The sequence below is a fragment of the Rhizobium sp. BK376 genome, from assembly GCF_004341625.1.
Classification (GTDB): Bacteria; Pseudomonadota; Alphaproteobacteria; order Rhizobiales; family Rhizobiaceae; genus Rhizobium.
Window position 1 is genome coordinate 236,658 of the sequence record NZ_SLZG01000004.1, and the last position, 20,630, is coordinate 257,287.

Genomic DNA, 20,630 nt, shown 5'->3' on the forward strand with positions numbered 1-20,630 from the left:
CCTCAGATCGTCTGCCCCGCCAGAAGCCGCGGATTTCCCTTGGCTGTGGTGCCGGCGGCCTGGCCTATGAAATAGGACTTGAGGCCGGGCAGGCGGTCGACGATGCCGAGGCCGAAATCGCGGGCGATGCGAACAGGCCCAACGTCGTTGGAAAAAAGCCGGTTCAGCACATCGGTGGTCACGCCCATGCGGAACGTGTCGAACCGCCGCCACGTCTGGTAGCGCTCGAGAATATTGATCGAACCGATATCCAGCCCCAGGCGATCAGCCTCGACGACGGTTTCCGCCAGCGCTGCAACATCCTTGAAGCCGAGGTTCAGGCCCTGACCGGAAATCGGATGGATGCCATGGGCGGCATCGCCGGCGAGCGCGAACCGGGGGGCAACGAAGGAGCGCGCGAGCGTAAGCCCAAGCGGGAAGGCGCGGCGGTTGCCGACGGCGCGCAGCGCGCCGAGCTTGTGGCCGAAGCGACGCTCCAGTTCCTCCTCGAATATGAGATCGTCGGAGGCGACCAATCTATCGGCATCGGGCGTCCGCTCCGTCCAGACCAGCGAGGAGCGGTTGTTTTTGAGCGGCAGAATGGCGAAGGGGCCGGCGGGCAGGAAGTGCTCTTCGGCGCAGCCATTATGGGGCCGCTCATGTTCGACGGTGGTCACAATGCCCGACTGTCCGTAATCCCAGCTGACCGTCTTGATGCCTGCCATATCGCGAAGCTTCGAGCGAACGCCGTCGCAAGCGACCAGAAGACGCGTTTCCAGCACGCTGCCATCCGAGAGCGACAGCGCGACGGAAGCGTCGCCGGTCTTGAAATCCGTGGCGGACAATCCGTGACGGATGGTGATGCCCAGGCGTTCGCAGGCGCCGCGCAATGCGCCGACCATGGCGACATTGGGGACCATATGGGCGAAGGGCTGCCCTTCCTCGATATCGCCGTCAAAGGTAAGGAAAACCGGACGGACGGGATCGGAAGCGCGCGAATCGGTCACGATCATCCGCGTTATCGGCTCGGCTTCCGGCCTGATCTCGTCCCAGACGCCGAAGACGTCGAGCATCTTCGAGGCGGCGACGATGATCGCGGAGGCCCGGGCATCCTTTTTCCAGGCCTCTTCCGGCGCGCTTTCCACGACCTGGACATCAAGGTGCGGCGCCGCCTGCTTGACCGCAACCGCAGCCGCAAGACCCACGTAGCCTCCGCCAACCACCAGCATGTCCAACATCGCGCGCTCCCGTTCCTTGTGATCGATCAATGGCCTATATAGAGCATCAGTTCATTCCTTCCTACCATCGGAGTGGGTCCAAAATGCCGCGCGAACCTGCAAAATCGACCGCCATGGAGCAATTGATTGCGACGCTCGATCTGGAGCCTATCGAGGTCAATCTGTTTCGCGGCAACAGCCCGCAGGTCGGCTGGCAACGCGTCTTCGGCGGCCAGGTCATCGGCCAGGCGTTGATCGCGGCGCAGCGGACCGTGGAGGCTGATCGCTTCGTGCATTCGCTGCATGCCTATTTCATGCGACCCGGTGATCCCTCCGTGCCGATCGTCTATCAGGTCGAGCGTCTGCGCGACGGATCGGGCTTCAACACACGGCGAGTGCTTGCCATTCAGCACGGCAAGGGGATCTTCGCCATGTCTGTCTCCTTTCAGATCGAGGAGGAGGGTTTCGACCATCAGATCTCTATGCCGGATGTCCCGCCACCCGAGACGCTGCTCGGCGAAAAGGAGATCAAGGAGCGCTATCTTGCGCACGCGCCGGAACCGATCCGCCGTTATTGGGAGCGGGAGCGCCCGATCGAGATCCGACCGGTTTCGCTTACCCATTATTTTTCCAACACCAAGCTTGATCCCAGACAGGATGTCTGGGTGCGGGCAACAGGTCCGGTCCCGGAGGACAGGACGTATCAGGCCGCAATTCTTGCCTATCTCTCCGACATGACGCTTCTGGATGCGGCCCTCTTTGCCCACGGAACATCGATCTTCGACCAAAGCCTTCAAGTCGCAAGCTTGGATCACGCCATGTGGTTCCATCGTCCCTGCAAGCTCGACGACTGGCTGCTCTATACGCAAGATAGTCCAAGCGCCTCGGGCGCACGCGGAATGACGAGAGGTAGCCTTTTTACGCGATCCGGTGTCCTGATTGCGTCCGTGGCCCAGGAGGGCCTGATCCGGAAAAAGGCAAATGCCTAAATAAAATGCTTGTTTATAAATTTGCGCATTATTTGTGCGCTTATTGACCGATCAATTGCATGTAAAATGGATCCATACTTTAATTTCTTTACTTTTCAATAACTTATAATGCCACTTCGAATCTGGCACGCCCTTTGAATGTCTATCGCCGGTCGCTGTTCAATTGATCACCAGCGTCAAGGAGAGTCGGCTCCGCGCCGAGGATAAACAAAGGATGGGAAACCAGATGAAAATTGTGATGGCCATTATCAAGCCGTTCAAGCTGGATGAGGTCCGCGAAGCCCTCACCGCTGTCGGCATTCAGGGCCTGACCGTGACCGAAGTGAAGGGCTACGGACGCCAGAAGGGGCATACCGAAATCTATCGCGGCACCGAATATGCGGTCAGCTTCCTGCCGAAGCTCAAGATCGAAGTCGCAGTCGCCTCCGAAACTGTCGACAAGGCGGTCGAAGCCATCGCGTCCTCTGCCAAGACCGGGCAGATCGGCGACGGGAAGATTTTCGTCTACTCGATTGACCATGCCGTGCGCATCCGTACGGGCGAAACCGATTCAGAAGCGCTGTAATACGGCCATCAGGGAGTTATTTGCATGTCATTTCCTAAGCTTTCTTCCACTCTTGCTCGGGTGAGCGCGGTTTCCGCAGCTCTCCTTGCGCCGGCGATCGCGCTCGCGCAGCAGGCGGCTCCAGCCGCTGCACCGGCCGCCGCGGCAGCAGCACCGGCCATTACCATGGACAAGGGTGACAACACCTGGATGTTGGTCTCCACCGTCCTCGTTCTCCTCATGACCGTTCCCGGCCTTGCCCTGTTCTACGGCGGCCTTGTTCGCGCCAAGAACATGCTGTCCGTTCTCATGCAGGTCTTCATGATCACGGCTGTCGTGATGATCATCTGGTGCGTCTATGGCTACTCGCTCGCCTTCACGGACGGCGGCTCGATGAACATGTTCGTCGGCGGCTTCTCAAAGGCCTTCCTGGCAGGCGTCGGCACCGATCCGAAGGATCTCGTCGAGACCTTCACCAAGGGCGTCGGCATTCCGGAACTGACCTATGTCTGCTTCCAGATGACCTTTGCCGCCATCACGCCCGGCCTGATCGTCGGCGCTTTCGCCGAGCGCATGAAGTTCTCGGCAGTCATGCTGTTCGTTATCCTGTGGGTCACCTTCATCTACTTCCCGATCGCTCACATGGTCTGGTTCTGGGGTGGTCCGAGCGCCTATACGGCTCCGTCGGGCATGGTCTTCGGCTTCGGCGCGATCGACTTCGCAGGCGGCACGGTCGTTCACATCAACGCCGGCATTGCCGGTCTGGTTGGCGCGATCATGCTCGGCAAGCGCACCGGCTATAAGAAGGAGATCATGGCTCCTCACTCGATGACGCTCACCATGGTCGGCGCATCGCTGCTCTGGGTCGGCTGGTTCGGCTTCAACGCTGGTTCCAACCTGGAAGCCAACAGCTACGCTTCGCTCGCAATGATCAACACCTTCGTTGCCACGGCAGCAGCAGCCGTTTCCTGGTGCATCGTCGAAACCTTCACCCGCGGCAAGGCTTCGATGCTGGGTGCTGCTTCGGGCGCCGTCGCTGGTCTCGTCGCCGTTACCCCGGCTGCCGGCTTCGCCGGTCCGATGGGCTCCATCGTCCTCGGTCTGCTCGTCTCGCCGATCTGCTACTTCTTCGTCGATGTCGTGAAGAACAAGTTCAACTACGACGACAGCCTCGACGTCTTCGGCGTACACTGCATCGGTGGTATCTTCGGCGCTCTGGCAACCGGCATCCTGGTCAATCCTGCCCTTAACGGCACCGGCATCGTCGACTATTCGACGGCTGACTTCGCAGCCAGCTACCCGGGCACCGCGACCCAGCTCCTCGCCCAAGCCAAGGGTGTTCTGACCACGCTTCTGTGGTCGGGTATTGGTTCGGCGATCCTCTACAAGGTCGTCGACGTCATCGTCGGCCTGCGCGTGCCTGTCGAAGCCGAGCGCGAAGGCCTCGACCTCGCCTCGCATGGCGAAGCCGCTTACCACGCTTCCTAATTGAGAGCTTGCGATGCCGGGGCAACGACCCCGGCCTCGCTGAACCTCCCGTCGCGGTCTTATGAAGATAAGCCGCTTTTGGCCCGAACTCCCAAAGGTTCGGGCCTTTTTTATTGTCCACACCTTCAGCAAACGCCATTTTTTCCACGCCGCAGCAAGCGGGATTGGATGGTTAACATGCCATTAACCCTCCTCTGATTAGGTAGAGCTGACGTATCAGGCGATCGGCATTCGCCGATTCGCGTTCCTTCGACTTTAGGCGGGCTGGACAATATGAGCAGAGGAAATTCGGTAGCGATGGGCGGTCGTCCCGACCGCTTCTCGCTCTCGGCATTCGTTTGGCGGCAGGTTACCGGCCTTGCCGGTTTTGCCATGTTCTTCCTGCTGGCGCTGGCGGTAGCCGCGCTGGCAACGTGGAACGTGATGGACCCGAGCTACTCCTACGCAACCAGCAACGCGCCGACGAATATCCTCGGCCGCAGCGGCGCCGCCTTCGCAGATATCGTGATGCAAGCACTGGGCCTTGCAAGCGTGATCGCCATGCTGCCCATCGTTGCCTGGGCGCTTGCTCTCATCTCCGGCCGCAGAATCTATCGCATTCCGGCGCGCCTAGGCGCCTGGGGATTGGGTACGGTCGTCTCGGCTGCCTGCGTCGGTTGCTTCCCTGCGCCGCTGACATGGCCGATCCCGAACGGTATCGGCGGCGTGATCGGCGACATGATCCTCCGGTTTCCCGCGCTCTTCGTCGGCGCCTATCCGAGCGGTATTTTCGCAACCATCCTCGGCTGCATCTTTGCCGTGCCGACCGCCTGGCTCATGTTGTTTGCCGCCGGCATCGTCGGCCGGACAGAGCCGGAAGAGGATGAGGACGAGGATTTCGACGATCTGCCCAGCCGTGCCCGCACAGTCGGCGACGAGGATGATGAGGAAGATGGCGGCGGCTTCCTCGCCTTCGGCGCGCTCATGCATTCCTGGTACAATATGCAGGCACGGATGCGTCGCGTCTTCGGCATGGGCCCGCGCAAGCGTCGTGACCATGCCTTCGATGCCCCTTACGACTTCAACGACGACGAATTCGGCACCCTGAACGAGCCGGTACGCGCCAAGGCGCCGATTTCCCGCGGCGAACGCATGGAGCCGTCGATGGATGGCCCGTCTCGCCGCGTCGTTTCGGCCCCTTCGATCAGCCTCGACGACGAAGACGAGGATGACGATCCGCCTTTCGATCGGGATCCGCCCCGCCCGGCAGATATTTTGCCCGATGACGATGACGAGTGGGCAATCAGCCCGGCGCCCGGCAAGGGCCCTCCGGATCCCCATGCCGGCCATCGAGTTATCCCGGCAGCGCCACGACCGAAGCCGGGAATCCGGGCCGAACGCGAAGCGCAGACATCCTTTATCCGTCCCCAGGGGTTCCAGCTGCCGGCGGTCCATCTGTTGGCCGAGCCGAAGACGATCGTCCGCGATTCGACGCTTTCGGCGGACGCGCTCGAGCAGAATGCCCGCATGCTGGAAGGCGTGCTGGAAGATTTCGGCGTTCGCGGCGAAATCATCCACGTCCGCCCCGGCCCGGTCGTGACGCTCTACGAGCTGGAACCGGCGCCCGGCATCAAGTCCTCCCGCGTCATCGGTCTTGCCGACGATATCGCCCGCTCCATGAGCGCGATCGCCGCCCGCGTCGCCGTGGTCCCAGGCCGCAACGCGATCGGCATCGAGCTGCCGAATGCCACTCGCGAGACCGTCTATCTGCGCGAAATGATTGCTTCCCGCGATTTCGAGAATTCCAAAGCGAAGCTCGCCATGGCGCTCGGCAAGACTATCGGCGGTGAGCCTGTTGTTGCCGATCTCGCCAAGATGCCGCATTTGCTGGTCGCCGGTACGACCGGTTCCGGTAAGTCGGTCGCGATCAACACGATGATCCTGTCGCTGCTCTACCGGATGACGCCGGAGCAGTGCCGCCTGATCATGATCGACCCAAAGATGCTGGAGCTTTCCGTCTATGACGGCATCCCGCACCTGCTCTCGCCCGTCGTCACCGATCCGAAGAAGGCCGTCGTCGCGCTGAAATGGACCGTGCGCGAGATGGAAGAGCGCTACAAGAAGATGTCGAAGATCGGTGTGCGCAACATCGACGGCTTCAACACCCGCGTCGAACAGGCCCTTGCCAGGGGCGAGGCGATTTCCCGCACAGTGCAGGTCGGCTTCGACCGCAATACCGGCGAGGCGCTCTACGAGACGGAAGAGTTTGACCTGAAGCCCATGCCCTATATCGTCGTCATTATCGACGAAATGGCCGACCTGATGATGGTCGCCGGCAAGGATATCGAAGGTGCGGTTCAGCGCCTGGCACAGATGGCCCGTGCGGCCGGCATCCACGTCATCATGGCAACCCAGCGCCCCTCGGTCGACGTTATAACAGGCACGATCAAGGCCAACTTCCCGACCCGCATCTCCTTCCAGGTGACGTCGAAGATCGACAGCCGCACCATCCTTGGCGAACAGGGCGCCGAGCAGCTACTCGGCATGGGCGACATGCTCTATATGGCCGGCGGCGGACGCATCCAGCGCGTCCATGGCCCCTTCGTCGCCGATGGCGAGGTCGAGGACATCGTCTCCTATCTGAAGACGCAGGGCTCGCCGCAATATCTCGATGCCATCACGGCGGATGACGACGATGACGACGAAGGCGGCGGACCCGCCGGCACCGCCACCCTGTCGGATTCGGAAGACCCTTACGACCAGGCCGTGGCGATCGTACTGCGCGATGGAAAGGCCTCGACCTCCTACATCCAGCGCCGTCTCGGCATCGGCTATAACAGGGCCGCATCGCTGATCGAGCGCATGGAGCAGGAAGGTCTGATCGGCCCGGCCAACCATGCCGGAAAACGCGAAATCCTCGTGCCGACGGAATCGGACATTCTCGACCGCTAGAGCAATTCCAGCAAAAGTGCTTGCGGTTTTGCGTTCGGAATTGCGTGAAACCAAAAGATGGAGCGGTTTTGCGATTCGAAGAAAAGCGAAAACGCTCTAGAAACCGAAATTGCGCGTCATGGACCCCCGCATATCTCGGCATCGTCACAAGACGCCCTATATCTGGGGTAATGGCGCGCCATGAAGACGCCGGGATTCGGCGCCATGGGAAGTGCATAAAGGAGACTCTAATGAAAAAGACCGATGCCCGCCACGCAGCAGGCTTCTCGAAGAGCCTAACGATGACGCGCCGCCATTTGCTGGGCGCATCCATTGTCGTGGCGACCCTTCCCCTTCATGCATTTGCCCAGGCGTCCGCAGCCGCCGCCGTCAGCCCCGGGCTGGCGCAGGCGATCGCCGATCACTTTTCCGCCGTGAAAACGATGCAGGGCGAGTTCGTCCAGTTCGGACCGCGCGGAGACCAGACGAGCGGCAAGTTCTTCATCGAGCGTCCCGGCAAGCTGCGTTTCAACTATGATAGCCCCTCGCCGATGCGTGTGATAGCCGACGGCAGCAACGTCGTTGTCGGCAATGTCCAGCTGAAGACCTGGGATACCTATCCGCTGTCGAAAACGCCGCTCAGCCTCCTGCTCGCAAGCAAGATCGATCTTTCGGCGGACATGGTTCGGAGCGTCAAGGCGGAGCCGGCGCTTACAACGATCGTACTCGGCAGCCGCACCATCTTCGGCGATTCGACGATCACGATGATGTTCGATTCCAAGAGCTACGATCTGCGCCAGTGGACGGTGACGGACAATCAGGGCAAGGACACGTCAGTTGTCATCAACAACGTCAAGTCCAACGTCTCGTTCGACGAAAGCGTCTTTCGCATTCCCTATGGCGACCTGAATTCGCGCAGCCGATAAGCGCCGTTCCAATAGATCTTTATAGATTGAAGCCCGCCTCATCCGAAGCGGGCTTCAATCATTATCGGTCCCTGTTTCGATCAGCGACCGCCCGCTATCCGTCCAAAATGCCTTGCGATGAAATGATCGATCGACACCCGGCCCGGGCCGCCTGCGATGATGACCAGGAAGCATACGGCCCAGGTGCCATGCGTCGGCCAGGCGTCGGGATAAACGAAGATCTCGATGACGAGGGTCATGCCGAGCAGCGCGAGCGCCGAAAGCCGGCTGGCAAAACCAAGCACCAAAAGCAGCGGAAAGAAATGCTCCGCGAAAGCGGAAATATGCGCAGCGATCCAGGGATCGATGAAGGGAAGCTTGTATTCGGTCTCGAACAGATAGACCGCATTGTCCGTGACATGCCAGCCGTCGACTTTGGTCTGGCCTGACTGCCAGAAGACGGCGCTGATCGACAGGCGCGAAATCAGCGCGATCAGATCATGCGGAATCCGGTCGAGCAATCTGAGCATGCCGTAGAGCTTCTGCGGCATGCTCTGCCCAGCCATCGGCGCTGTAGGCGACATCATAATCTCGTTCTTCATGGGGCTACTCCAGTGGTTCCTGGCGAATGGAAGCGAAGGCGCCGGCTTGAAGGGCGCCGGCAAGGTTGGCGGAAAGGTCGAAATCGGCAGCCTCAGTGGTCGCGGCTTCAACGGCGGCAGCAAGATCCGATCCTGATTCGAGCGACTGAAGGAAAGCGGCTCCGCCGGGCGGCAGGCGAAGCACCTCCACGATCATGAAGGGCCGGACGACAAGCGCATCTTCGCCCATCCAATCTTCGACGGGGGCCAGCTCCGTCTCACCGGCATTCATCGCCCAGATGGTCAAAGCCGGGTACATCGAGCGAAAAATGGTGATGGACGGATGCATGTCGAACCGCAGGCCTGCCAGCCGCTCGGGCTCGACCGCGGCAAGGAGTGCCATGTCGAGAGGCGTGGCGTCGACGGCATGATAGGCACGACTGCGCGCAGCCTCGAGCCGGATCACATCGGGCAGATAGGCGACTTCGCGCGCCGGCTCGAAAGTCTCGACGAAATCGGCGAAATCGTTGCCATAGGCAAGAAGCAGCGGCGAGCGCGGCGGGTGCAGGCGAATGAATTCATGCGCCATTCCAGCAAAGAACTCCTTGCCGACGATCTTCTCGGCCATCGGGAAACGCGACGCGATGGCGCCCATCAGCCCGACGGCGACATTGTTGCGATAAACGCCGAACCGGCGCTCGGGGCGCGGTCCGTTCCAGGCCATCAGCCCGTCAGGAACAGAGCTGCCCACATCCATCAGGGCAGCCGCAAAATTTGTCTGGGTAGCAACGGACATCGCTGATCCTCACGCGGCGTGGCGCTTGGCAGCGCGTTCGAGGATGGCGTTGGCCGCTTCCGTTTCTGCGCGTAGTATCGGCCACTCGGGAACGTCATTGTCCCATTCGACGAGGCTTGCGATCGGGCCAGTTCGGGCAATCAGCTCTTCATAGAGCGCCCAGACCGGATCCTTGACCGGCGTGTCGTGGCTGTCGATCAAAAGCGTTGCGCCTGCGTCGTCGACCGTTTCCGAATGGCCGCTCAGATGTATCTCGCGGACCGACTGCACCGGGAAGCGAGAGAGATAGTCTCGCGGATCCATCCGGTGATTGGTCGAAGCGACGAAGACATTGTTGACGTCGAGCAGCAGGCCGCAGCCGGTGCGCCGAACGGCTTCCGCCAGGAAATCCGTTTCGTCGATGGTGCTCTCCTCGAAGAGAAGATACGTGGCCGGATTTTCGAGCAGCATCTGACGGCACAGCAGCGTCTGGACCTCGTCGATATGCTCGCAGACACGGGCAAGCGTCGCCTCGGTATATGGAAGCGGTAGCAGATCGTTCAGGAATAGAGTGTCATGTGTCGACCAGGCGAGATGCTCGGAAAAGCTTTCAGGCTCGTAGCGGTCGCAAACGACCTTCAGGCGAGCGAGATGGTCCTTGTCGAGTGGCTGCATCGAGCCGATCGAGAGACCGACGCCGTGGATCGACAGCGCATAGTCTTCGCGCAGCTTGCCGAGCCGGGCGTGCGGCGGACCGCCGGCACCCATGTAGTTCTCGGCATGCACCTCGAAAAAGCCGACCGGCTGCGGCGCGGCATTGATGTTGGGGAAATGTTCGGGCTTGAAGCCCACCCCGGCGCGGCGGGGAAGCTGGGACGATTTCATGACCAATCTCCTTCGGTGCTCGAGGGACGGCGGCGCGGCCGAAACGGCGCCGCCCGTCTTTGCGGATTTCAGATCTGGCCTTGAGCAGAGGCCGTAATCGGAGGAAAGCGGATCAGACGGGAGCCGGTCCTTGGGTAAGGGTTCCGTGGCCGTTCGGCGTCTTCGTCGTTTCGCAGGTTCCGCCCGGTACGAGCTTCCAGGAATTCTGCTGGTAGTCGACCTTCGCGGTACCGGCGCAGGTGGTGCCCGGTCCGGCGGCGCAATCGTTATCGCCCTTGAGGGCGACGCCGTAGCACTTTTCCTTCGGCGCGGCGGAAGCCGGAACGCTGCCGAGCAGCGTGAGTGCAGCAGCAACGGAGGCTGCGAGGGCAACTGCGGGAACTTTTGTCATGACAAACTCCGGATAATGAATGGTTCGGGGGCGATGGGGCTGCAGATCAGGCCGGGGTCAGCGAGCCGTGACCCTTCGGGGTCTTGATCGACATGCAGGTGCCGGTCGGAACGAGCTTGAAGGACATCTTGTCGTAGCTCATGGTCGACTTGCCGGCGCAATCATGCTTGCCGGCGGCGCAGTCGTTCTGGCCCTTCATGGCAACGCCGTAGCACTTTTCCTTGGCGGAGCTGTCGGCTGCCGAAGCGGGAACAGCGACGGAAGCAAGCGCAGAGGCCAGCGAACCGGCGATTGCGAGGGTAATGATGCTGTTTTTCATGGATCTGTCTCCGTTTACAAAGGCGAGCCGTCATCGGCTTGCATTGGGGTCTACGGAGGCATCGGAGACGGTGTTACAGCGGCTCACGCATTTTTTTCTGCAAATTGCCTTGTCGTTCTCGCAATCACAGGAGAAAAGGCTTGGCGGCCAAGGGTTTTCAACGTTCCGGAAATTAATTTGGGACTATCGGTAACAAAAGCGTGTGCCCGTTCGTAGAGGATAATGTCGGGTGAATTATTCGGCGCGTGAAAGGGAATGGGCGGACTGGATGCGTGCCGCAATGGCGGGCGACACCCAGGCCTATAGCCGTTTTCTGTCCGCCGTGACGCCGCACCTGCGTTCCATGGCCCGCCGACGATGCGATCAATTCGGCGCACCGATGAGCGAGGCCGAGGACGTCGTCCAGGAAGTGCTGCTTGCCGTTCATCTGAAGCGCGGGACCTGGGATCCCGGACGCCCGATCGGACCATGGCTGTCGACGATCGTGCGCAACAAGCTCATCGACAGCCTGCGACGCCGCGGCCGGCATGTGAATGTGCCGATCGAGGATGTGGTGAATATATTGGAGGCGGAAGAGCAGACCGACAATCTGGATCGGCTCGATGCCGAAAACCTGTTGCAGAGACTGGGAGACCCGCAGCGCGATATCGTCCGCTCCATTTCCATCCAGGGAGCGGGCGTGCGCGAAACGGCCGAGAGGCTTAAGATGACGGAGGGTGCGGTTCGTGTCGCACTTCATCGCGCGTTGAAGTCGCTGGCCACCTTGTACCGGAGTGAAAACGAGTGAAGACCGATGATCTGATCAGCCTTTTGACGGAAGATGCGCCGGTGCGCATGCGGCTCGGCCGCGCGCTGAGCTATGCGCTGCTGATCGGTGTCGTCCTGTCGGTGGTCATCCTGCTCTCGACGATCGGCATCCGCCGCGACATGGGAAGCGCGATCGAGACGGTACGCGTTCTGTTCAAGGTCAGCGAAACCTTCATCCTCGCCGTTGTCGCCGGACGCCTCGTCTTCCAGATCGGCCGGCCGGCCGCGCCGCTGAAGCTCAGAAGCTGGTCGCTGCTGCTTCCCCTTGTTTTGCTGTTGGCCGCCGTCATCGCCGAAATCACCGTCATTCCGTCGGGAAGCTGGCAAACCCGCCTAGTAGGCAGATATGCCGCCTTCTGCGTCATGTTTATCCCCATTCTCTCGATCGCACCTTTAGCCGGCTTTCTATTGGCCCTGAGAGAAGGAGCGCCCGAGAAGCCCGGCCTTGCGGGCGCCGTCGCCGGCCTTGCGGCGGGCGGCATTGCGGCCGCGATTTACGCTTGGCACTGCCCGGATGACAGCCCGCTTTTCCTCGGTACCTGGTACACGCTGGCGATAACGATCGTCACGACAGTGGGCTATTTCCTCGGCCGCCGCCTTCTTCGCTGGTGACGGCGGTGGAATAGCCGCCGGACCAAAGGATAATTTCAACATCTCCATTTTCTTTGCCGGCGTCCCGGTCTAAACCCCTTGTCGGGTTGGGATAAGGGGCCTCGGCATATGAGCTTTTCGATAGCGACGTGGAATATCAACTCGGTCCGGCTGAGAATGCCGATCGTCCAGCAGCTTGTCATGCAGCATCGGCCGGATATCCTCTGCCTGCAGGAAACCAAGGTTCCGAACGATCTGTTTCCGCTGTCGCCGCTTCGGGCCATGGGCTACGAACATATCATCATCCATGGCCAGAAAGGCTACCACGGCGTCGCGATCGCCTCGCGCATCCCGCTGACCGAGGATCACCGGCAGGACTACTGCGGCGTCGGCGATGCTCGGCATATCTCAGCAATCTTCGAGCGCGGCGGACGGCGCATCCGGCTGCACAATTTCTATGTGCCGGCAGGCGGTGACGAGCCGGATCGCGCGATCAATCCGAAATTCGGCCACAAGCTTGATTTCATCGAAGAGATGAAGCGGCTGCACGCCAATGCCGAGCCGAACACCTCAGCCATTCTCGTCGGCGATCTCAACATCGCGCCGTTGGAACACGATGTCTGGTCGCACAAGCAGCTTCTGAAGATCGTCAGCCACACGCCTGTTGAAACCGACGGACTGATCGACGTCATGAAGCGCGGTTCATGGCTGGACCTGATGCGCCAGCACGTTCCTGCGAGCGAAAAGCTCTATACCTGGTGGAGCTACCGCGCCAAGGATTGGGAAGCCGCCGACAAGGGCCGCCGCCTGGATCATATCTGGTCGTCATCCGATCTCGGGCCGCTCTTGCAGCGGATCGATATCCTGAAGGCAGCGCGCGGCTGGAATCGCCCCTCCGACCACGTGCCCGTGATCGCGCACTTCAATCTCTGATATCCGGACCTAAGAGAACCGATGCAGCATGGCGGCCGCCTGGCGCGCCATGTTGGCGATATTTTCGCGAATGCGGTTCTCGATCAGCTGCGCCGCTTCGGGATACTCTTCGATCAGGCGATGAAACAGCGACCGGGTGATGCGGATGACATCCGAATCCTCCGCAGCCACCGCCGTGAACTTGCGCTCCACAAGCGTCACCAGGGCAAGTTCCGACAGCAGCGTGCCGGCACCGGCGACTGCCTCCACCTTGGACGTGCCGTCCTTTGCCACCGTCGAAAGCTCGAAACTGCCGCGCGTCACCACATAGGCGCATTCGGCCGGTGATTTCTCGCGAAACAGCGCATGCCCGGCCCCGATCTGCCGCCGGTCGGCGCCGAAGGCGATCAGCCGCAACGGCTCCTCGCCCATGCCTTGAAAGAGGGGCACGCGCTCCAGCAGCCGGATGTCATCGATCAACGCCATTGTAAATGCTTCTGCTTACGGAATGATCTTGTAGCCGCCATTCTCGGTGACGAGGATTTCGGCATTGGACGGATCGCGCTCGATCTTCTGGCGCAGACGGTAAACATGGGTTTCCAGCGTGTGCGTGGTGACGCCGGAATTATAGCCCCAGACTTCCTCCAGAAGCACGTCGCGGGTAACCACCTTCTGATCGGCGCGATAGAGATAGCGGATGATCGCCGCTTCCTTCTCGGTGAGCCTGATCTTCTGGCCGTCATCCGTCGTCAGCAGCTTCTGGCTGGGCTTGAAGAGATAGGGACCGACGGTGAAGGTTGCGTCCTCGCTCTGCTCGTGCTGGCGCAGCTGCGCGCGAATACGAGCCAAAAGCACGGCGAAACGGAAGGGCTTGGTGACGTAATCGTTCGCTCCGGCCTCCAGACCGAGAATCGTATCGGAATCGGTGTCGTGGCCGGTCAGCATGATGATGGGCGCCTTGAAACCGTTCTTGCGCAGCAGTTTCACTGCTTCGCGGCCATCCATATCGGGCAAGCCGACATCCATGATCAGCAGGTCGACGGGGGTCGCGCGTGCCGCCTGGACACCCTTGCCGGCGGTTGCTTCCTGCAGGACGGAGAACTCTTCATAAAGCGACAATTGCTCGACCAGCATCTCGCGCAGGTCGTTATCATCATCCACCAGCAGAATGGTGCGTGCGGTCATGCGGTTCTGATCCTCGTGGGTTCTATCTACTCAGTCCTACGCCAAATTGCGCTTTTGACAAGCCGGGCCAAGGTTGTGCCTTTGGCACGCGATTGAAACTGCTATGATTTCAAAACAAATCACAGGCAAAGCAAAAACATGTGAGAAAAATGGAAAAAACAAGGCGGGGCTTAAAGATAGGGCCGCGGACGATCATGGTGCGCAAGGCACCCGGCCACGGCAACCGTGCAATCGTGCAATTCGGTGGCCTGACCGTGCCGGCAGCGATCGGCCGCTCGGGCCGGACGGTGATCAAGCGCGAGGGCGACGGAGCAACCCCGATTGCCGCAATGAAGCTGCTTTACGGCTTCACCCGCGGCGACCGGGTCCGCTTCCTTGAGACGCCGCTGCCAATGAAACGGACCGCCGAAAACATGCTCTGGTGCGATCAGCCCGATGACGCCAATTACAACAAGCCAGTCAAGGCGCCTTTCAAGCCCAGCCATGAGGAGATGATGCGCAGCGACGGCCTTTACGACATCTGCCTCGTTCTTGACTGGAACATCAGCTCGCGCCGCCGCAATCTCGGCTCAGCGATCTTCTTCCATCTCATCCGCCCCGGCTACGAGCCGACAGCGGGCTGCATCGCGGTCAGCCTCCCCGACATGAAGCGGCTGATCCGCCACATGCGCAAGGGAGATCTCGTCAGGATAATTTGAGAATGGATCGCGCCTCTTGATCGACTAAGGTAATAAATCCGGTACGGCGCCTATATAACAAGGCGGGCAGCCCTCGCCCGCAGGCACATACCGGAGCCTCAAACCTTCGAACCGCCAGCATTTCATTGCATATCAGTCATTCGGAGAAATATTGTGACCGAGCAATCTTCCATCACGTTCCACGACGGCAACACGATCCCGCAGGTTGGCCTGGGTGTCTGGCAGACCCCGCAAGATATCGCCGCCCCCACCGTTAAAGCCGCGATTGCATCAGGCTATCGCCATATCGACACCGCCTCCGGCTACGACAACGAGCAGGGCGTGGGCGAAGGCGTGCGCGCATCCGGCATCGCTCGCGGCGATATCTTCATCACGACGAAGCTGCGCAATCCCGATCAGGGCTACGACAGCACGCTGCGCGCCTTCGACGGCAGCCTGAAGAAGCTCGGCATGGACTATGTCGACCTCTATCTCATCCACTGGCCGTCGCCGCATCGCGGTCTCTACCGCGAGACCTGGAAAGCCTTCGTGCGCATCAAGGAAGAAGGAAGGGCGAAGTCGATCGGCGTATCCAACTTCTATCCTGACCACCTCGACCACATCATCGGCGACACCGGCGTCGTACCCGTCATCAATCAGATCGAGCTTCACCCCGACTTCCAGCAGAAGGCAGCGCAGGAAGCACACAAGAAGCTCAAGATCGTCACGGAATCCTGGAGCCCCCTCGGCCAGGGCAAATTCATCTCGAACGCCGTTATCGGCGATATCGCCAAGAAGCACGGCAAGACGCCGGCCCAGGTCATCATCCGCTGGCACATCGACACCGGCCTCGTCGTTATCCCGAAATCCGTGACCCCGTCGCGTATCGAAGAGAATTTCCAGGTCTTCGATTTCAAGCTCGACGCCGACGACATGGCTGCGATTGCCAAGCTAGATTCGGCCGGCGCTCGCATGGGGCCGGATCCGTATACGGCAACTTTTTGAGGAGCGGAGCCACGCGTGTCTTCTCCCCTTGGGGAGAAGATGCCGGCAGGCAGATGAGGGGTTCCCAGAGCGCAAGCGGCGAATGGCATTTTGGCCGCGCGAATTTAAACGCCGGATGCAGCGTTCGAGAACCCCTCATCCGGCCCTTCGGGCCACCTTCTCCCCAAGGGAAGAAGGGGACACCGTTTCAATCACTCACCTCCACTCACGAATGTCAACAAAGTGACCCGCAATCGCCGCCGCAGCAGCCATGGCCGGCGAGACCAGATGCGTGCGGCCCTTGAAGCCCTGACGGCCCTCGAAGTTGCGGTTCGAGGTGGACGCGCAGCGCTCGCCCGGCTTCAGGCGGTCGTCATTCATGGCAAGGCACATGGAACAGCCCGGCTCGCGCCAGTCGAAACCGGCTGCCTTGAAGATCTTGTCGAGGCCTTCGGCTTCCGCCTGTTCCTTCACGAGGCCGGAGCCCGGAACGATCATGGCGTCGACGGTCGAGGCAACGGTCTTGCCCTCGACGACCTTGGCGGCAGCCCGCAGGTCTTCGATACGACCGTTGGTGCAGGAGCCGATGAAGACGCGATCGACGGCGATGTCGGTGATCTTCGTGCCCGGCTTCAAGCCCATATAGTCGAGCGCACGCCACTTGGAGGTACGCTTGGTTTCGTCCTGGATCTCGTCCGGATTCGGAACGATGCCCTGAACCGAGATGACGTCTTCCGGCGAGGAGCCCCAGGATACGATCGGCGGCAGTTCGGCAGCGTTGAGCGTGACGACGCGATCATAATGAGCGCCTTCGTCGGTCTTCAGCGTCTTCCAGTAGGAAATCGCCTGCTCCAGCGCTTCGCCCTTGGGCGAACGCGGCTTGCCCTTGATATATTCGAAGGTCGTTTCATCAGGGGCGATCAGGCCGGCGCGGGCGCCGCCTTCGATCGACATGTTGCAGATCGTCATGCGGCCTTCCATCGAAAGCGAGCGAATGGCTTCGCCGGCATATTCGATGACGTAGCCGGTGCCGCCGGCCGTGCCGATTTCGCCGATGATGGCGAGTACGATGTCCTTGGCGGTGACGCCGGGCGGCAGCTGGCCGTCGACCTGCACCAGCATGTTCTTCGCCTTCTTCTGGATCAGCGTCTGGGTTGCCAGGACGTGCTCCACTTCAGACGTGCCGATGCCGTGTGCCAGCGAGCCGAAGGCGCCATGCGTCGAAGTGTGGCTGTCGCCGCAGACGATCGTCATGCCCGGCAGGGTAAAGCCCTGCTCCGGCCCGATGATGTGGACGATGCCCTGGCGCTTGTCGCTCTCCGAGTAATATTCGACGCCGAATTCGGCGGCATTGTGCGCCAGCGTCTCGACCTGGATCCGGCTTTCCTCGTTCTTGATGCCGAGATGACGGTCGGCGGAAGTCGGAACGTTGTGGTCGACGACCGCAAGCGTCTTCTGCGGCGCATGGACCTTGCGGCCCGACATGCGCAAGCCTTCGAAGGCCTGCGGCGACGTCACTTCGTGAACGAGGTGACGGTCGATATAGAGAAGACAGGTGCCGTCATCCTGTTGATCGACCAGATGGTCGTCCCAGATCTTGTCATAGAGAGTACGCGGTGCGCTCATGGCTAATCATCCATATTGGCTGTCTGAAAATGGGAAAAATGGCGGATAGGCCCGCCGGCCTCGGGAGTGATCAGCTAAGTCGGCTGTTGAGCGCGCCCGAAATCATCGCAAAGAAACGGGCCGGCAGGCGCTTATGGTCCTGCAGCACGAAAGTTCCCCCGCCGATGCATCTGAACTTCGATTCCATGATCGGTGCTCTTACCAATTTTTCGAAAGAACGGCAACAACGACCTTGTGCTCTGCTTGGCGTGCCGTAATCGCCAGTCTCTCCGAAATAAATAGGAATCCTTCTACTCAATTCCACTGGCAATCGAGCTCACCGCGAAAGCATCTCCATCCGGCATCTTGAGAGAGGCAACCCTCGAGTACTCTGTAAGAGTTGCTGCTTGTGATCTGGCAACGAGCAAGAGCCGCATCGGTCGTAATCGACCAATGATCCGTCAGCCGCTTCTGCGCCTTTGCCTCATCTTGCAGGCAACCGTTGGTCTCGATCCTCTTCTCGTCGGGATCAAGCATCTTCGACGTGAGGCGACGGCAGAAAGCGTCGGTATAGTTCGGCAAGGTCGCGCCATACCCTGCGTTGGAAACCGAAACCGAAAATACGGTGATCGCCACCGCAGAAGTCAGGATTCTCGCCAGCGGGGTCATCATAGAGGTATTCCGCCGCAGCTCACTTCGCCGGAATAGCATCGCTGCCCGACCAATCTGGCTACGCAACCCATCAGATCAAGGTAAGAGCGAATTTCATTCTTCGTACCTTTATATTTCGAGCAGATCTTCATGTCGCTGTCCGTCACCAATGACCAGTGCCGCGCCAGTTGCGCTTTCGCGCGATTTTCTTGAGTCGTGCATTGGATGTAAGCGAGGAAGCCCTGAGCAGGATTTAGCGCTCGCTGCGACATCTCTTCGCAATAGCCCTGGAAAACGGGAAGCTCAGCCGGCCTGGCGGCAGCCGGCCATAAACTGATCAAAATACCCGCGGCAGCCAAAATTCGACCTGCGCCCGATCCCATTCCACAACTCCATGCGCATTTTATTCAACTTAAAAAGGCGCAGAGGCGGAAAGCAATAGGACATTTTCGCTTGATGTCTTCATTTTCGCGGCAGTTTCGTCCGCCGCTCAAACTGCCGCAACAGAAGCGACAGCCCGATCGTCAGGAGGAGATAGATGTAGGTGACGATCGAATAGGTTTCAAAGAAGCGGAAGGAGCCCGAGGCATAGACCTTGCCCATCTGCGTGATATCGGCAACGCCGAGCACCGAGACCAGCGAGCTGTCCTTCACCATCGAGACGAAATCGTTGGAGAGCGGCGGGAAGATGACCCGGATCGCTTGCGGAAAGACGACGAGGCGAAAGCGGTGGAAGCGGGATAGGCCGAGTGCCTTGGAAGCCTCGATCTGCCCCTGGTCCACCGACTGGAAGCCGGCGCGGAAGATTTCGGCGATGAAGGATGCATAGCCGATCATCAGCGCAATGATCGCCCGCCACATCAGGGACAGGTCCCGCACCAGCATGGGCTGCGTCCAGCCCTTCGCGGCAAGAGGCGCCGTCACCCAGTTGTATAGCGCCACGATCGCCGGTGCGCCGACGAAGGCGACGTAGAACAGCAGCACGAGCATCGGGATGCCGCGGATCACCTCGATATAGAAGCGCGCGATCTGCCGAAGCACAACGCTGTCCGAGAGACCGAGCAGCGCGATGCCGAGACCGAGCGCCGTTGCCAGCGCAAAAGCAACGAGCGTCACGAAGATCGTGATCCAAGCGCCCTGGACGACTGTCCTAAAGACCTGCGCGTAGAGATCGCTTGTCACGATGACGGCGGCAATGCCGAGCGCCGACAGAATAAGGGCGACCAGCCACCAGGGATAGTCGCCCTTGATATGGGGCCCGCCTTGCGATGGTTGCGCCATCAGAGCGGGCCTGCTTCATGCACCGACATCGATCTCACTGACCCATCTTGTAGTCGAGGAACCACTTCTTGTTCAGCGCGTCGAATGTGCCGTCGGCCTTCAGCGAGGCGATAGCCGCATTGACGGGCGCCACGAGATCCGAACCCTTCGGGAAGATGAAGCCGAAATCCTCGGAGCCGAGCGGGCCGCCAATCAGCTTCAGGCCGCCGTTGGATGCGTCGACATAGCCTTTGCCGGCAGTGCCATCCGTCAGGACCACGTCGACGTCGCCGGTCTTCAACGCCTGCACGGTCGCGCCGAAAGTTTCGAAGAGCTTGATGCGCGGGTTCTGCTCGTTACCGTCAAGCACTTCGTAGACGGCGGTATAGAAAGGTGTCGTGCCCGGCTGCGCGCCGATGAGACCATCCTTGAAAGCGCTGAAGGTCTTGGCGTCGGCGAAACGCTTTTCGTCGCCGCGCACCAGCATGAACTGCTCGGAGCGCATGTAGGGATCGGAGAAATCGACCTTCTGCTTGCGGTCGTCCTTGATGGTGATGCCGGTCATGCCGATGTTGTACTGGCCGTCAGAAACCGCCTGGATCATCGCATCCCAGCTGGTGTTCTGGTACTGAACGCTGAAATTCAGCCGCTTGGCGATCTCGTTCATCGCATCATATTCCCAGCCGATCTGCTTGCCGGACTTGGGGTCGATGAACTGCAGCGGCGGATAGGCATTCTCCGTGACGACGACGACGGTCTTGCCCTTGAGATTTGGCAGATCGGCGGCAAAGGTGGCGATTGGCGTAAGAGCAAGGGCTGCAAGCCCTGCGAGAACAAAGCGGCGGAACAGCATGAAAATCTCCCCAAATGAGCGCGTCAGAAACCTGTCACAGTTGCGATTGCAATGGCAAGATCAATGCCACCGCGCAAGCGCCAAAAACAGAAAAGGCGGCCCATAGGCCGCCTTCCCAAGCA

Annotated in this window: 23 protein-coding genes; 10 read left to right on the forward strand and 13 right to left on the reverse strand. The window is 60.3% G+C overall.

The window, feature by feature from the left end; all coding sequences use genetic code 11:
• Positions 1-2 precede the first annotated feature (2 nt).
• Positions 3-1,244 carry a ubiquinone biosynthesis hydroxylase gene (locus EV561_RS13220; RefSeq protein ID WP_281025464.1) on the reverse strand — a complete coding sequence of 414 codons (1,242 nt, stop codon included), beginning with the start codon at positions 1,242-1,244 and terminating at the stop codon, positions 3-5.
• Positions 1,245-1,300: 56 nt separating this feature from the next.
• On the opposite strand from EV561_RS13220, the gene tesB reads away from it, so the two are divergent.
• The 5 genes from tesB (at position 1,301) to EV561_RS13245 (ending at position 8,053) form a co-directional block, all read left to right on the forward strand.
• Positions 1,301-2,185: an acyl-CoA thioesterase II gene (tesB, locus tag EV561_RS13225; protein ID WP_132522125.1), complete on the forward strand. Its 885-nt coding sequence runs from the start codon at positions 1,301-1,303 to the stop codon at positions 2,183-2,185.
• Positions 2,186-2,399: 214 nt separating this feature from the next.
• A complete protein-coding gene (locus tag EV561_RS13230; RefSeq protein ID WP_165927798.1) occupies positions 2,400-2,750 on the forward strand; it encodes a P-II family nitrogen regulator in 351 nt (116 codons plus the stop codon).
• A 24-nt stretch (positions 2,751-2,774) separates the two neighbouring features.
• Positions 2,775-4,217: an ammonium transporter gene (locus tag EV561_RS13235; protein ID WP_132522129.1), complete on the forward strand. Its 1,443-nt coding sequence runs from the start codon at positions 2,775-2,777 to the stop codon at positions 4,215-4,217.
• Between the two features lie 273 nt (positions 4,218-4,490).
• Entirely contained in the window at positions 4,491-7,148 is a 2,658-nt protein-coding gene (locus tag EV561_RS13240; protein ID WP_132522131.1) for a DNA translocase FtsK, read from the forward strand.
• A 230-nt stretch (positions 7,149-7,378) separates the two neighbouring features.
• The gene (locus EV561_RS13245) at positions 7,379-8,053 is read left to right on the forward strand and encodes an outer membrane lipoprotein carrier protein LolA (protein ID WP_132522133.1); all 675 of its coding nucleotides are present in this window, start codon (positions 7,379-7,381) and stop codon (positions 8,051-8,053) included.
• An 80-nt stretch (positions 8,054-8,133) separates the two neighbouring features.
• Here EV561_RS13245 and EV561_RS13250 read toward each other — a convergent pair whose 3' ends face one another.
• The 5 genes from EV561_RS13250 to EV561_RS13270 all read right to left on the reverse strand — a co-directional run bounded on the left by EV561_RS13250 (position 8,134) and on the right by EV561_RS13270 (position 10,983).
• Entirely contained in the window at positions 8,134-8,634 is a 501-nt protein-coding gene (locus EV561_RS13250; RefSeq protein ID WP_188079937.1) for a DoxX family protein, read from the reverse strand.
• 4 nt (positions 8,635-8,638) lie between these two features.
• Positions 8,639-9,409, reverse strand: coding sequence for a DNA-binding domain-containing protein (locus EV561_RS13255; RefSeq protein ID WP_132522135.1), 771 nt, complete (start codon positions 9,407-9,409; stop codon positions 8,639-8,641).
• Between the two features lie 9 nt (positions 9,410-9,418).
• On the reverse strand, positions 9,419-10,273 hold the full coding sequence (locus EV561_RS13260) for a DUF692 domain-containing protein (RefSeq protein ID WP_132522137.1): 855 nt from the start codon (positions 10,271-10,273) through the stop codon (positions 9,419-9,421).
• Between the two features lie 112 nt (positions 10,274-10,385).
• Positions 10,386-10,664, reverse strand: a complete 279-nt coding sequence (locus tag EV561_RS13265) for a DUF2282 domain-containing protein (protein ID WP_132522139.1) — start codon at positions 10,662-10,664, stop codon at positions 10,386-10,388.
• Positions 10,665-10,710: 46 nt separating this feature from the next.
• Positions 10,711-10,983 (reverse strand): DUF2282 domain-containing protein, encoded by a 273-nt coding sequence (locus tag EV561_RS13270; protein ID WP_132522141.1) that lies wholly within the window; start codon positions 10,981-10,983, stop codon positions 10,711-10,713.
• Between the two features lie 229 nt (positions 10,984-11,212).
• On the opposite strand from EV561_RS13270, the gene EV561_RS13275 reads away from it, so the two are divergent.
• The 3 genes from EV561_RS13275 (at position 11,213) to EV561_RS13285 (ending at position 13,314) form a co-directional block, all read left to right on the forward strand.
• On the forward strand, positions 11,213-11,770 hold the full coding sequence (locus tag EV561_RS13275) for a sigma-70 family RNA polymerase sigma factor (protein WP_132522143.1): 558 nt from the start codon (positions 11,213-11,215) through the stop codon (positions 11,768-11,770).
• The gene (locus EV561_RS13280) at positions 11,767-12,402 is read left to right on the forward strand and encodes an NrsF family protein (protein ID WP_132522145.1); all 636 of its coding nucleotides are present in this window, start codon (positions 11,767-11,769) and stop codon (positions 12,400-12,402) included. The genes EV561_RS13275 and EV561_RS13280 overlap by 4 nt, the downstream gene beginning before the upstream one ends.
• A 108-nt stretch (positions 12,403-12,510) precedes the next feature.
• Positions 12,511-13,314 (forward strand): exodeoxyribonuclease III, encoded by an 804-nt coding sequence (locus EV561_RS13285; RefSeq protein ID WP_132522147.1) that lies wholly within the window; start codon positions 12,511-12,513, stop codon positions 13,312-13,314.
• A gap of 9 nt (positions 13,315-13,323) precedes the next feature.
• Here the strand turns inward: EV561_RS13285 and EV561_RS13290 are convergent, their stop codons facing one another.
• Both EV561_RS13290 and EV561_RS13295 read right to left on the reverse strand, forming a co-directional pair.
• Positions 13,324-13,779, reverse strand: coding sequence for a cyclic nucleotide-binding domain-containing protein (locus EV561_RS13290; RefSeq protein ID WP_132522149.1), 456 nt, complete (start codon positions 13,777-13,779; stop codon positions 13,324-13,326).
• A gap of 15 nt (positions 13,780-13,794) precedes the next feature.
• Positions 13,795-14,478 carry a response regulator transcription factor gene (locus tag EV561_RS13295; RefSeq protein WP_132522151.1) on the reverse strand — a complete coding sequence of 228 codons (684 nt, stop codon included), beginning with the start codon at positions 14,476-14,478 and terminating at the stop codon, positions 13,795-13,797.
• A 176-nt stretch (positions 14,479-14,654) separates the two neighbouring features.
• On the opposite strand from EV561_RS13295, the gene EV561_RS13300 reads away from it, so the two are divergent.
• On the forward strand, positions 14,655-15,176 hold the full coding sequence (locus EV561_RS13300; RefSeq protein ID WP_207910532.1) for a L,D-transpeptidase: 522 nt from the start codon (positions 14,655-14,657) through the stop codon (positions 15,174-15,176).
• 153 nt (positions 15,177-15,329) lie between these two features.
• Positions 15,330-16,160, forward strand: a complete 831-nt coding sequence (locus EV561_RS13305; protein WP_132522155.1) for an aldo/keto reductase — start codon at positions 15,330-15,332, stop codon at positions 16,158-16,160.
• A gap of 195 nt (positions 16,161-16,355) precedes the next feature.
• Here EV561_RS13305 and leuC read toward each other — a convergent pair whose 3' ends face one another.
• From leuC to EV561_RS13335, 5 genes are all read right to left on the reverse strand, one after another.
• Positions 16,356-17,765 (reverse strand): 3-isopropylmalate dehydratase large subunit, encoded by a 1,410-nt coding sequence (gene leuC, locus EV561_RS13310; protein WP_132522157.1) that lies wholly within the window; start codon positions 17,763-17,765, stop codon positions 16,356-16,358.
• Between the two features lie 294 nt (positions 17,766-18,059).
• Complete coding sequence (locus EV561_RS13320) at positions 18,060-18,416, reverse strand: hypothetical protein (RefSeq protein WP_132522161.1); 357 nt, start codon at positions 18,414-18,416, stop codon at positions 18,060-18,062.
• Complete coding sequence (locus tag EV561_RS13325; protein ID WP_132522162.1) at positions 18,413-18,778, reverse strand: hypothetical protein; 366 nt, start codon at positions 18,776-18,778, stop codon at positions 18,413-18,415. Before EV561_RS13325 ends, EV561_RS13320 begins: the two co-directional genes overlap by 4 nt.
• A 79-nt stretch (positions 18,779-18,857) precedes the next feature.
• Positions 18,858-19,676 (reverse strand): amino acid ABC transporter permease, encoded by an 819-nt coding sequence (locus EV561_RS13330; RefSeq protein WP_132522164.1) that lies wholly within the window; start codon positions 19,674-19,676, stop codon positions 18,858-18,860.
• 34 nt (positions 19,677-19,710) lie between these two features.
• Positions 19,711-20,508, reverse strand: a complete 798-nt coding sequence (locus EV561_RS13335) for a transporter substrate-binding domain-containing protein (RefSeq protein ID WP_132522166.1) — start codon at positions 20,506-20,508, stop codon at positions 19,711-19,713.
• Between the last annotated feature and the right edge of the window lie 122 nt (positions 20,509-20,630).